This is a genomic window from Rhodococcus sp. UNC23MFCrub1.1, from assembly GCF_000686025.1.
In the GTDB taxonomy this organism is placed as follows: Bacteria; Actinomycetota; Actinomycetes; order Mycobacteriales; family Mycobacteriaceae; genus Rhodococcoides.
The window spans coordinates 1-12,382 of sequence record NZ_JMLQ01000010.1 but is presented as its reverse complement, the minus strand read 5'-3'; the positions used below and the strand labels follow the sequence as shown (position 1 = coordinate 12,382).

The window sequence follows — 12,382 nt, the reverse complement described above, 5'->3', positions numbered from 1 at the left end:
CCAGCTTTGCGTCATGAACACGCACTGTACCGCCTTCTGCTGGTTCTCTTGCGGTGATTACACGCGTCCGCTAGTTGGTGGTGGAACCACGTGGACGCACCGTATTCAGCGGAACGGATGTGGTGAATCAACGCAGCGGAGGGTGTCATGACGAGACAGCTGTTCAGCGTGCAAGAGGGTATGGACCGCACCGGCTTGGGCCGGTCCAACTTCTTCAACAAGCTCGCATCCGGTGAGATCAAAAGCATCAAGGTAGGCAAGCGCCGCCTCATACCGGATACCGCGATCGACGAGTACATCGAACGCCTCGAGGCGCAGGCTTCTTTGTCGACGGATGTCGCATGAGCTGAGGTACGCCCCGAACAAAACGACGCCCCCGGCGCAACTCGGTGTTACCAGCACCGAGGCCGAGGGCGTCCAAACCGCCTCGCATCAGATCGGAGGTTCTTGCATTCGACCTTAGGTCATTCCTGCTCGTCCTTCAATGATGATTATTGACGGGACGAGCCGCACATCAGCTATTCGGCTGATGGTGCTGAACGCTGGGCACCCTTTATGCCCGCGTCCGTCGTTCTCTGGCAGAGCCCGACGGTAACCAGCCTGCCGCCGTTGACTGTGCACCCTGTAGCGATCCCCGGAGACCGGCCCCGGGCACCATGCCGTCGACTGATCATTGATGACGTGGCGATACCGAAAGCCACGCGCCCATCCGGGTGCGGGGCCAGAGGGCGTGGAGCGGACAACGTGGGTGCGGACATTGGGGGTCACCCCTGGGGGGTTCGGGCGTAGCAGCACGTAGTCCGATGAAGTAGACGGGACCACGCTCCATACCAACAGTTTTCAGGTTCACTGCTCGGAGACCGAATCTGTGGATCCGGCCAACGGTCGACTCCGGTGCGCGTTCGTTGACAACAGTGAGAGTTACCAGTGATTGCAGTATCGGCGGTGTTGTCACCATCGACCGCTACCCCAGTGATGGTGGCATTGCTGGTATTACGTCCCGTGCGGGTGTCACGTCCCAGTCGGTCATTACCGGTATCGGACTCTTCACTGGGGTGGCATGTATGGAGGTACGCGCCGCCACTTCTCCATCACTTACTTTCCTTCCTCACCCGTATTGCAGGTATTGCGGGTACGGGAAGTCTCTTTCTTCGAAATCCCGACACATGAGAGGACACACATGCCACACAACGTGATCGCGTTCTGCAACCAAAAGGGTGGCGTAGGCAAGACGACGACCACCTTCCACATCGTGGATGCTGCCCGTCGCTCCGGCCACCGAGTTCTGGCACTGGACATGGACCCACAGGGCAACCTGAGCACCGTGCTTAATGCCGGTGAGCCGGCACCTGGCGACGCAGGGATGGCGGACGCGTTGTCGGACCGGTCGGCCGCCACCCTCGCCGACGTCGTGGCGCCGTCCATCTGGGATGGTGTGGATCTGGTCGCCACCGACCCGAACTCGGAATCGCTCGCCTTCGTGCGGGATGAGCTGATTCTCGGCGGCGCAGGACGCGAGCGGCGACTCCGCGATGCGCTGGAGCCACTCGCTCCGAAGTATGGACTGGTGGTGATCGACTGCCCGCCGAGTTTGGACCTGTTGACGATCAATGCTCTGGTGGCAGCCCGGCGAGCACTCGTGGTCAGTCAGTCCGCGCTCTTCTCCGCGAACGGTCTGGCACGGCTACGACGCACGATCGACGTGGTGCGCCGCAGCTACAACCCGACGCTGGAGCTGGTGGGAGCGATCATCAACCTTCACGAACGCAACACCATCGCTGGTCGCGAGCAACTGGCGGAGATCGCCGACTGCATCACGATCGTTGGCGACCCTGTACCCAAGCGGGTCGTGTTGAAGGATTCCTCCGAGGCGCAGACCAGTCTGCTCGACTGGGGGACGACGGACGCCCGCAATCTGGCGAGCATCTACCGCCGCACGTCGGAGTTGCTCATGGAAGGTGTCGGCCATGGTTCGTCCTGAGCGTCTGAAGAGCAGCCTGGGCAACTCGAGCCCACTTGACCCGGTGTCCGAGGTGGCTTCAGGTACGGCCGCCGCTGCTCCAGCTCCACCGGCGGGGGACAAGCCAGCCAAGACCAAGCGGACCTTCTACTTCTACGTCGAGACCAGTGAGCGGCTTCTGAATGCGGCCGAAGCGCTGATTGCTACACCGGGAGCACCTCGCGGACCATCCGACCTTGCTGCAGAGGCGGTAGAGCGATACGTCGACTATCTGGAGGCCACCCACAACGAGGGCAGGCCGTTCGCACAGAGAAGTGGGCCGCTTCAGCGGGGGCCGCTCGTTCGGTAGCTCGCTATGGCAACGCCGGTTGTCGGGCCCGTTAACAAAAGGTGAGGTGCTCACGTCGGCATCGAGACCGACGTCATGTCCTCCGACATCGTCCACAGGCGCCTCGCCAGATCGTGATTGCGGGCACGCGCGGACCTGCCGATAGGTTGCGCAGCCCCGCGCATGTGGCCCCAGTGCCGGGGACCGGTAAAGGTTCCCGAAGGTAAATCAGCGGTCATCGCGAGCAGTACCGGCTGCGCACCAGCAGCAGACGATTGCCCGAGGACGGGAACCAGCCGGTCCCACAACCCCACTTTGTCATCGGCGGTGCGGGAATAGATCGCCGTTTTCACCAACCCGGGATGCGCTGCAAACGCTGTGACCGGTGATTTTTGTTGCTGCAATCTGCGTGTGAGTTCCGCTGTGAACAGTACGTTCGCCAGTTTGGAGTCGGCGTACGCCCGCGAGGCGCGGTAGGGACGACGTGTCCAGTTCAGATCGTCGAACTCCAGGCGGGCAGCCCGTTCCGCCTGAGAGGCGACGGTCACGATGCGGCCGCTGACACGGGGCAGCAGTAGTGCCGTCAACGCGAAGTGCCCGAGATGGTTGGTCCCGAACTGCATCTCGAATCCGTCGGTGGTGCGCTCGAGACGCTGGCACGACACACCAGCGTTGTTGACCAGGATGTCGATCGGCTCGGTGACCGTGGCGCCGAGCCGATGTACAGAGCTCAGATCGGCCAGGTCGACGTGGGCTACGAGGTGTCGATCGAGACCTCCGTCCAGTGCCGAGGCCACCGCGCGCCCTGCCTCGAGGTTTCGCACGGCGAGGATGACCCTGGCGCCGTGTTCAGCGGCCGCATCGGCGACGGCGCGTCCGATTCCACTGGTGGCGCCTGTGATGAGGACGGTTCGGCGGGACAGTGTCGTGAGGTCAGGAAGAAGTGCCATGATCGAAATGTAGGCACTAGATACTTTGTTGTCAATGGATACATCGGGGTATGCTGACGATATGCCGTCCCCGTACCACCACGGATCGTTGCGCGCTGAGTTGTTGACCACCGCACGACAGGTCCTCCTTACCGACGGCATGCGCGGGGTGACCATGCGTGGTCTGGCTGCGCGACTCGGAGTCAGCCACGCCGCTCCGCGCCGGCACTTCGCCGACCTCGACGCTCTACTCGATGCAGTGGCCGCAGAAGGATTCGAGGAACTGACCGAGATCCTGAACAAGGCCGCGACCGGCACCACCAGTCGCGAACGATTGTCGGCCTACGTACGCGGACATATCGGTTTCGCATCCGCGAACGGTGCTCTGGTCGAGCTGATGTTCTCGAAAGAGGCCCGAGTGGCACATTCGTCGGCAGATGCTGCTGCCGCGCGATTCTTCGCTGAGGGTCGGAAATTGATCGGAGACACTGCATCGGGTCCGCCCGGCGCGTTGGTCTACATGTTGACTGCGACGACCGAGGGTATCGGGTCGTTGATCGTTTCCGGGCGATTGCCCTCCGAGCGGATCGACGACGTCATCGACCTCGTCGTGGACGTGCTACTGCCGGTCGTGCAAACGCAGATCACCCACTCTCACTCGACTGCGCCGACATGATGTCGAGCGCTTGGCGAGCTCAGCAGGAATCAGGCTCGATGTGTGTCCTACCCGTCCCCGGACGATCAGTCGGTCGGGATCGGGAACCCCGGCAGGCCGGCGCGAACCACGCCACCCGAGTGCACGCACAACTCGACACGGCGGGAGGTCACAGGCAGTCGCGCGACCGCTGATCCAGGCATCAAAGTTCTGCACGCCTACCCGAGGCCTCGTTTTCTGGTGTCGCCGTCTTCGACTGGCGTACTCGCCTGACATATGGCGGTGGCGGCGCCTGGTGGCCGGAGCCTCGCGAACCATGGTGCGATGACAGTCGAACCGATTGGCCGCTGTAGACACAGTCGGGGTCGGCTCCGCCAAAACCGGCACCCCCGAACGCCTGAGACGGGTCCGGGGGTGTCGAGTACTTCTACGAGCCGGTGGTGATGACCTTGTCTCTCGTGTCCGGGACGAACAGGCATCCGATCATGCCGACGATGGCGCCGATGATTCCGAAGCCCATTGCGCGGTGCACGTTCCCGTCCGCTGCCATGAGTGCGAAGAGGGGGAAGAGGCCGGATCCCACTCCTCGGGCGACGTAGTAGGTGGCGCCTGATCCGAGCGCCCGGTACCGGGTGGGGTAGAACTCGGAGATCCAGGTGCCGATGACGCCGAATCCTGCGTATCCGATTGCCGCGCCCGCGAGGGCGGCGGTGGCGACGGTCCATGTGTCACCTGTTCCCTGCGGTGTTTCCGTGTCGGACCCGATGGCCAGGAACAGTCCGAACCCGAGTACGCCCACAGCGCAGGACCAGAAGGTGGAGCCTCGGCGACCGATTCGATCGGAGAGTGCGCCGAAGGTGATGTAGGAAGCGATTCCGAGCAGGGTTCCGATCGACAGGACGATGGTCGACCATCCGAGTGACAGGCCGGCGTATTCGCGGAGGTAGGTGGGACCGAATGTGATGTAGCAGTAGCTCGCTGCGAAGATTCCGGTTGTGGCCAGGGTGAGGATCAACCCGCCGAAAATGACGCGTGTCCTGTGTTCGGTGGGCGGGGGCACGGGTGTGGCGGTCCGCTCGTCCGATTCGTCCACGTGGGTCTGTTGTGGACTGGGCGCGGTGTCGGCATCGCGGGCGGCGCGCCACAGTTTGGATTCTGGCAATGAGCGGAAGGCGACGACGCCGATGCCGACGCTCATCGCGCCGATGATGACGAACCCTGTACGCCATCCGTTGTTCGATCCGAACGAGGTGATGGTGGCGAACAGGATTGCCTGTGTGATGAGTGTGCCGCAGATGAACATGCCTTGAAGGACACTGCCCATCAGGCCGCGGTTCTTGGTCTTCCAGGTCTCGGTGAACATCGCGAAGATGACACCGAAGGCACCTCCCATCGCGATGCCGGCGACGATGCGGGTGATGGTGAACAGTTCGAAGTTGGTCAGGAAGGCGCCGAGGATGGCGAGCGTTCCGTAGATGGTGGTGAAGGCGACGTAGGTGGGGCGCCGCCCCCATTTGTCTGCGGTCCATCCGAAGATGAAGCCGCCGGCGATCGACGCGATGCTCTGCAGGGTGATCACGGTGACCACTGCTTGGGTCGACACGTCGAACGAGTTGGACAGGTCTCGCAGGGGGTAGCTGAGGAGATTGAGTTCCATGCTCTCGATCAGCGCGCCGATGATGGCGAACGTGAGGACTACTTTGCGTTCTCGTGGTGTGTAGGCGTTCTCGGCGTTGAGTTTCGCCGCGGGCAGTGTTGCGTCGGAAACTTCCGGTGTGCTCATCGGACGCTCGCGGCGTGCGTGACTGGGGTCTCACTCGCGTGGACGGGATCGACCACCGTGTTGGTCATCTCACCGATACCTTCGATGGTGCTGACGATGACGTCACCGGCGCGTAGATACCGTTGCGGGGAGCGGCCCAGACCGACGCCTGCTGGAGTACCTGTGAAGATGAGGTCCCCGGGGAAGAGGGTGACGCGAGCTGAGATGTACTCGACGAGCTCGGAGACAGGGAACACCAGGTTCGACGAGGTGCCGTCCTGCATGATCTCTCCGTTGACTGAGCACTGAAGTGCGAGCGAGTCCGGGTCGTCGAATTCGTCTGGTGTGACGAGGACTGGGCCGATCGGGGCGAAGTTCTCGAAGGACTTCCCGAAGCTGTACTGCGGGTTGGCCCCCTGCAGCTGTACGTCGCGATCGGAGATGTCCTGCCCCACGGTCACACCCGCGACGTGGCTCCAGGCATCGGCGCGGTTCACCTTGTCGCAGCGGCGGCCGATGACGACCACGAGTTCGACTTCCCAGTCGACGCTGGGACCGGTGAGCGTGATGTCTGCATTCGGTCCTGCGAGTGAGGACGCGAATTTGGTGAACAGCAGCGGGACTTCGGGTAGTGGGGAGCCTGCTTCGGCGGCGTGGTCGACGTAGTTCAGGCCTACTCCGAAGATCTGGCGCGGTCGGGGACTGACGGCGCCGGCAGCCGGCTCTCCTGTGCCTGTGGCGTCAGCGTCGTGCGACGGTGCGTGGGAGTCGTGCTGGAGGCACCAGGCGACGAACTCGTCCCACCTGTCGTAGATGTGTTCGATTCGGTGATCGAAGAGGCCGTCGCTGGCGGTTGCGACGTCGATGGCGGCGTCTGCGGTCAGCAGTGTCAGGCGGTCGTCGTGGTTCGCGATACGCATGGGTTCAGTTGTCCTCTCGGGATGTGGGCGGGGTTGTCGCCCGTTGGTCGCTCACGAGTCGGTAGGTCGACCACCGGGCGGGTGAACCCAGTGCGGACACGGTGTCGATGAATGCGTCGATGGGTGCAGGTTCGAGTGATCCGTGGCGTTCCACGATCACGAACAACGAGACGGTGGACTCGTTTTCCGGTGCCTGGCGTCGGTCGCCGACGGCCTGTCCCTCGGCGGTGTCGTCCTTGGCCGACGTCGCGACCGGGTCGGATTCGTAGATCGTCACTCCGTCGGCGACCCCGTCGTCGATGATCGAGCGGGCGACGTCGACCAGGTTCCGAACGATCGCGTCGGCGCCATCGGGACTGCAGGTGATGCGTCCGAGCAGAACGTCGCCTGTGCGGCCGACTCCGCGGCGATGACGAAGGCGACCGACGGTGCGTTCGTTCTCCTTGAACAGTGCCACGGCGGCCGTGGTGCGTGGTGTCGGCGAGTTCAGTGCGGCGAGGTATTCCGAACTGGTCAGGGTGTCGACGGTGTCCGTCTCGTAGATCGACAGGAACTCCGCCAGCTGCCGGCCGCGGTCCGGATGCTCGACGAATCGCCGTGCTGTGCGGAAACCACTCACTGCCAGCCGTTCCGGGAAATGCTCGGTGGAGTACCAACTGTCGAATTCGGTGAGGTCGGCGCGGTCCACCGCGATCACGTTGATCAGTGCGCCGTCGGGTGCGTCTGCGGCGGCGGTGGACGAGACGTCGCGGTCCATCTGCTGTGTCATCAGAACAGGCCCTGGCGCTGCTGGAACTTGGTGGGCTTGCCGAGTGTGTCACCGCTGTCGGCGACCCACGCCGCCACTGCGTCGATCATCGTGGACAGCGTGGTCGTGGGGAAACCGAACTCGGCCTGAAGTGCGGAACCGTCCATGACGTAGGCGGTCCCGGTCTCGCGTCCGGAGAAGATGGGCTCGCGCCCGAGCTTCTCACCGAACCGATGCGCGAGCCATCGGATCGAGACGATCTCGGGACCGGTGATGTTGAGCCGTCTCGGGGGTGACTGCGTGAGTGTCAGTGAGCGGATGGCGTAGTCGGCGACGTCGCGCTGCCAGATGACGCTGGCATGGCCCATTTCCAGAGGTATCTCGACGCCGTCCTTGACTGCCTGGGCGATCTCCTGCAGTACTCCGTATCGCGTCTCGATGGAGTACCCGAGCCGGAACAGGAGGACGGGCGTACCGAATTGCTTGGAGTGGTGCTCGAAGATGCGTTCCCGTCCGACGCACGAGGCGGCGTACTCGCCGATGGGGCCGGACGGGTCGTTCTCGCGGGATCCCCCGGTGGTGACATCGGCGAGCGGGTAGGTGACGAGTGTGGAGAACGCGACGATCCTGCTGTCGCGGTACCGCGTCGCCACACGGCCCGGCAGATAGGAATTCATCGACCAGGTGAACGATTCGTTGCCCGTCGTACCGAACTTGTGGCCTGCCATGTAGATGACGTTCGCGGCGTCCGGAAGCTTCTGCAGCTGCTCGTCATCGGTCAGATCAGCGGCTACGCACTCGACGCCGTTCCGTTCGAGGAACTCCCTGCTGCGCGGATCGGTGAAACGAGCGACACCGAACACATGCTTGTGCACACCGGCTGCTTCGGCGGCGCGCTTGGCCATCGCCGCCACGCTGGGACCCACCTTCCCTCCGACACCGAGAACGACGATGTCGCCGTCGATCGTCGACATCGCCTCGATCAGATCGGGCGACGGCGTGGCGAGTGCGTCCTCGATCGCGTCGACACCGTCGAACGCGGCGGACGGGGGACGGGACTCCTGGGTGATACTCATCTGCACTCCTTCTGTGATGTGACCTGTGACATATAGCGTGGTCGCACACGAGCCGGACCGACACCGATGCATGCACCACTGTTCACCGCACGGTGAGTGTGGGGTTCCCACAGTATGGTGGTCCTGTGGCTGAACTCAGAGGCACGGTCGAGGTGTTGACCCGAGATGCGTCCGATCTTATTTGGAACACCTACCGCGGCTACACCAGCGAACTGTTCGACCACACCGAACTCGAGCACTTCGTTCGCATGAACGTCGTCGTGGTGTTGGGGTGCCTCGAGCGCAGCGACAACCCGAGCTCCTCGGAACTCGCCCACGCACGCGAGCTCGGCGAGCTCAGAGCCAGGCAGGGTGTGCCACTGGAGTCGGTGATCCAGGCATTTCGATCCACGGAACGTGTGGTTCTGCTGCACGTGCAGCGGTCGCAGACCGAACCCGCCGAGACGGCGCGCACAGAGCGCGCTTTGTCGTGTTTCGACGCTCTGACCAACTCGATGATCGATTCCTACCGCGACGCGTCGTCGGCGCTCGACGCGATCCGATCCCGAGCCGAGGAGGAGCTGACCACTGCGCTGACACGAGGACTGTCCGTCGAGCAGTCGGACATCGACCGGTGGGCAGACGTGTTGAACATCGAGTCGGACCGCGCCTGTGTGTGCGCCGTCCTCGACCTCGCTGACACCGCAGACCCGCTGGCCGATCAGCGCTTTCGCCGGCGCGCAGTCACCGCGTTGGAGGCGTCCGTGCCCGGGACGGTGATCTCCCGCGCGGGCGACGGGTTCGTGGTGCTGTTCCTCCGGACCGATGACGGACGCCCGCCGTCCTCACTGGAGGCAGTGCTGAACGACCTGGTGAAGGCCCGTGACTGTACCGGTGCCTACGTGGGCGACGTGGTTGCGAGTCTGCGGTCCGGCCACGACTCGTATCGACATGCGATCAAGGTCCGCGAGGTGGCCCGTAGGAGCGGTGAGGCCCATCGTGTGTGGCATCACCGGGAAGCCCTGCTCGATGTCCTCCTGTGCTCGGACCCGGCAGCGCGCAGAGAGTTCGTCCACGACCGGATCGGAGCTTTGTCGAACCGACCGCAACTTCTGGACACCCTTGATGCTCTAGCGGAGTGCAACCTTTCGCAGGCACGTGCCGCCACACGGTTGTTCGTGCACGTGAACACTGTCGCGCTCCGGGCGAAGCGCATTCACGAACTGACCGGCCGTAACCCGCTGGTGTTCGCGGATCTGCTCGAACTGCATCTCGCCGCGCGCCACAGGCTCGACGACGCTTCCTGAGCCGGCCACGGGTAGCGCCGCAGACCAATAGGATGCGGTTCGCCGGAACGGCGTCGCGTTAAGGCTGAACGAGGGGAGAGGCCGCCGCACTATGACGGGCGCGTGCACATGTGCACGCGAACGGGCGAGACTGCCCTTTGACCGGTGCTCAATCGCACGACACGATGGCGGACATGCCTTTTCACATTTCCTTTCCCCGCTTCCTGCGTATGGGACCCGGCGCCGTCGAGGACCTCGGCCAGGTACTCGACGACCTCGGAGTCGAGCGCCCCCTCCTCGTGACCGACAAGTTCATGGTCAGCACGGGTGCAGCGGACCGCGTCATGGGCATCATCGCGGCCGCCGGCAAGACCGGCGCGCTGTTCGCCGAGACGGTTCCCGACCCCACCACCGACTCCCTCACCGCCGGGGTCGCCGCCGTCGCAGCGCACGACGCGGACGCCGTCATCGGCTTCGGCGGCGGGAGCCCCATGGACACCGCGAAGGCACTGTCGGTGCTGAGCAAGGGCGGCGGCGTCATGCGCGACTACAAGGCACCCGGCCCGTACACCGGACCGGCGCTGCCCATCATCGCCATCCCGACCACGGCCGGAAGCGGTTCGGAAGCAACGCAGTTCACCGTCATCACCGACAGCGAGTCGGACGAGAAGATGCTGTGCCCCGGCCTGTCCTTCCTCCCCATCGCCTCCGTCGTCGACCCCGAACTCACGATGTCCATGCCGCCACGCCTCACCGCGGACACCGGTGTCGACGCGTTGACCCACGCCATCGAGGCGTACGTCAGCACGAAGGCGAACCCGATCTCCGATGCGTTGGCCCTCAACGCCATGCGCACCATCGGACGGTTCCTCGTACGCGCGTACACCGACGGGGACGACGCCGAGGCGCGCGCCGCGATGATGGCCGCATCCACCCAGGCCGGCATGGCGTTCTCCAACGCCAGTGTGTGCCTGGTGCACGGCATGAGCCGACCCATCGGTGGCCACTTCCATGTCGCACACGGCTTGTCGAACGCGATGCTGCTGCCCGCCGTCACCGCATTCTCCATCCCCGGCGCCCCGGAGCGGTACGCGGAGTGCGCGCGGCAACTCGGCGCCGCACATGAGGGTGACAGCGACGACGTGGCCTCGGCAGCGCTGGTCACCTACATCGAGAACCTCTGCGCAACAGTCGAAGTACCGTCCCCCAGCACACACGGTCTCGATGCGGACAAATGGGAGAAGCTCGTCCCGTTGATGGCGGAGCAGGCACTCGCCTCGGGCTCGCCGAACAACAACCCGGTGGTCCCCACGGCGCAGCAGATCGAGGAGCTGTACCGGCAAGTGTTCTGAGCTCGACGGGTGGATTGAACGTGTGTGAGCAGCTGACCAGTGCGTGAGCGCGGCTGACGTCGGCATGAAGAGGGGCGTAGTACAGATGTTTTCGAAGGTGTTGGTGGCCAATCGCGGCGAGATCGCGATCCGTGCGTTCCGTGCGGCGTACGAACTCGAGGCGCAGACGGTGGCGGTGTTCCCGTTCGAGGACCGCAATTCGGTGCATCGGACGAAGGCCGACGAGGCGTACGAGATCGGTGAGCCGGGGCATCCGGTGCGCAACTACCTGTCGGTGGATCTGATCGTCGACGCGGCGGTGCGTGCGGGTGCGGACGCGATCTATCCGGGGTACGGGTTCCTGTCGGAGAATCCGGAGTTGGCGGCGGCGTGTGCGGCGGCGGGGATCACGTTCGTGGGTCCGTCGGCGGAGGTGTTGGAGCTGACGGGGAACAAGGCGCGGGCGATCGCGGCGGCGAAGGATGCCGGGTTGCCGGTGTTGGCGTCGTCGGAACCGTCGACGGACGTCGATGCGTTGGTGGCGGCGTCGGAGTCGATGACGTTCCCGGTGTTCGTCAAAGCGGTCGCGGGCGGCGGTGGCCGCGGTATGCGGCGGGTTGCGGAGCCGTCGGGGTTGCGTGCGGCGATCGAGGCGGCGGCGCGGGAGGCGGAGTCGGCGTTCGGTGACGCGACGGTGTTCCTGGAGCAGGCGGTGGTCGAGCCGCGGCACATCGAGGTGCAGATTCTCGCGGACACCCACGGCGATGTGATCCATCTCTTCGAGCGTGACTGCTCGGTGCAGCGCCGTCACCAGAAGGTGGTGGAGCTGGCGCCGGCGCCGAACATCTCGGACGAGCTTCGTGCCCGGTTGTGCAGTGACGCTGTGGCGTTCGCGCGGAAGATCGGGTACTCGTGTGCGGGCACGGTGGAGTTCCTGGTGGACCGGGACGGTAACCATGTGTTCATCGAGATGAATCCGCGGATCCAGGTCGAGCACACGGTGACCGAGGAGATCACCGATGTCGACCTGGTGCAGTCGCAGTTGCGGATCGCCTCGGGGGAGTCACTGGCGGATCTGGGGTTGCGGCAGGAGGACATCCGGATCCGGGGTGCGGCGATGCAGTGCCGCATCACGACGGAGGACCCGGCGAACGGGTTCCGCCCGGACACCGGCCGTATCACCGCGTATCGGACGCCGGGCGGTGCGGGCATCCGTCTCGACGGCGGGACGACGTTGGGTGCGGAGGTGTCGGCGTACTTCGACTCGATGCTGGTGAAGCTCACCTGCCGTGGTCGCACGTTCGAGGACGCGGTGGCGCGGTCGCGGCGGGCGTTGGCGGAGTTCCGTATCCGCGGTGTCTCGACGAACATCGGCTTCCTGCAGGGACTTCTGCAGGACGAGGACTTC

General features: G+C 64.4%; 11 protein-coding genes. 6 read left to right on the top strand and 5 right to left on the bottom strand.

Features of this window, described 5'->3' with window-relative positions; translation table 11 throughout:
• Window positions 1-147: 147 nt before the first annotated feature.
• Together BR07_RS0119840 and BR07_RS0119835 are read left to right on the top strand one after the other, a co-directional pair.
• Window positions 148-345, top strand: coding sequence for an excisionase family DNA-binding protein (locus BR07_RS0119840; RefSeq protein ID WP_027506918.1), 198 nt, complete (start codon window positions 148-150; stop codon window positions 343-345).
• Window positions 346-1,060: 715 nt separating this feature from the next.
• Window positions 1,061-1,981: a ParA family protein gene (locus BR07_RS0119835; protein ID WP_231476453.1), complete on the top strand. Its 921-nt coding sequence runs from the start codon at window positions 1,061-1,063 to the stop codon at window positions 1,979-1,981.
• Between the two features lie 378 nt (window positions 1,982-2,359).
• Here BR07_RS0119835 and BR07_RS0119830 read toward each other — a convergent pair whose 3' ends face one another.
• Window positions 2,360-3,394, bottom strand: coding sequence for an SDR family NAD(P)-dependent oxidoreductase (locus tag BR07_RS0119830; RefSeq protein ID WP_231476452.1), 1,035 nt, complete (start codon window positions 3,392-3,394; stop codon window positions 2,360-2,362).
• Between BR07_RS0119830 and BR07_RS26370 the strand changes: the two genes are divergently transcribed.
• Window positions 3,393-3,893 carry a TetR/AcrR family transcriptional regulator gene (locus tag BR07_RS26370; protein ID WP_231476451.1) on the top strand — a complete coding sequence of 167 codons (501 nt, stop codon included), beginning with the start codon at window positions 3,393-3,395 and terminating at the stop codon, window positions 3,891-3,893. The two genes, BR07_RS0119830 and BR07_RS26370, sit on opposite strands and share 2 nt — an antisense overlap.
• Window positions 3,894-4,299: 406 nt before the next feature.
• Here the strand turns inward: BR07_RS26370 and BR07_RS0119820 are convergent, their stop codons facing one another.
• Genes BR07_RS0119820 through BR07_RS0119805 form a run of 4 tightly spaced genes read right to left on the bottom strand, consistent with a single transcriptional unit; the run spans window position 4,300 to window position 8,378 of the window.
• Window positions 4,300-5,655 carry an MFS transporter gene (locus BR07_RS0119820; RefSeq protein WP_027506915.1) on the bottom strand — a complete coding sequence of 452 codons (1,356 nt, stop codon included), beginning with the start codon at window positions 5,653-5,655 and terminating at the stop codon, window positions 4,300-4,302.
• Window positions 5,652-6,554 (bottom strand): fumarylacetoacetate hydrolase family protein, encoded by a 903-nt coding sequence (locus tag BR07_RS25615; protein WP_051613618.1) that lies wholly within the window; start codon window positions 6,552-6,554, stop codon window positions 5,652-5,654. The genes BR07_RS0119820 and BR07_RS25615 overlap by 4 nt, the downstream gene beginning before the upstream one ends.
• Before the next feature lie 4 nt (window positions 6,555-6,558).
• Window positions 6,559-7,323 (bottom strand): hypothetical protein, encoded by a 765-nt coding sequence (locus BR07_RS26365; protein ID WP_051613617.1) that lies wholly within the window; start codon window positions 7,321-7,323, stop codon window positions 6,559-6,561.
• Window positions 7,323-8,378 (bottom strand): NAD-dependent epimerase/dehydratase family protein, encoded by a 1,056-nt coding sequence (locus BR07_RS0119805; protein WP_051613616.1) that lies wholly within the window; start codon window positions 8,376-8,378, stop codon window positions 7,323-7,325. The genes BR07_RS26365 and BR07_RS0119805 overlap by 1 nt, the downstream gene beginning before the upstream one ends.
• 125 nt (window positions 8,379-8,503) lie before the next feature.
• On the opposite strand from BR07_RS0119805, the gene BR07_RS0119800 reads away from it, so the two are divergent.
• From BR07_RS0119800 to BR07_RS0119790, 3 genes are all read left to right on the top strand, one after another.
• Window positions 8,504-9,664, top strand: a complete 1,161-nt coding sequence (locus BR07_RS0119800; RefSeq protein WP_155957115.1) for a PucR family transcriptional regulator — start codon at window positions 8,504-8,506, stop codon at window positions 9,662-9,664.
• A 173-nt stretch (window positions 9,665-9,837) separates the two neighbouring features.
• Complete coding sequence (locus BR07_RS0119795) at window positions 9,838-10,995, top strand: iron-containing alcohol dehydrogenase (RefSeq protein ID WP_027506912.1); 1,158 nt, start codon at window positions 9,838-9,840, stop codon at window positions 10,993-10,995.
• An 85-nt stretch (window positions 10,996-11,080) separates the two neighbouring features.
• Window positions 11,081-12,382: ATP-binding protein (locus tag BR07_RS0119790; RefSeq protein ID WP_027506986.1), on the top strand; the 1,302-nt coding region annotated here is incomplete at its 3' end.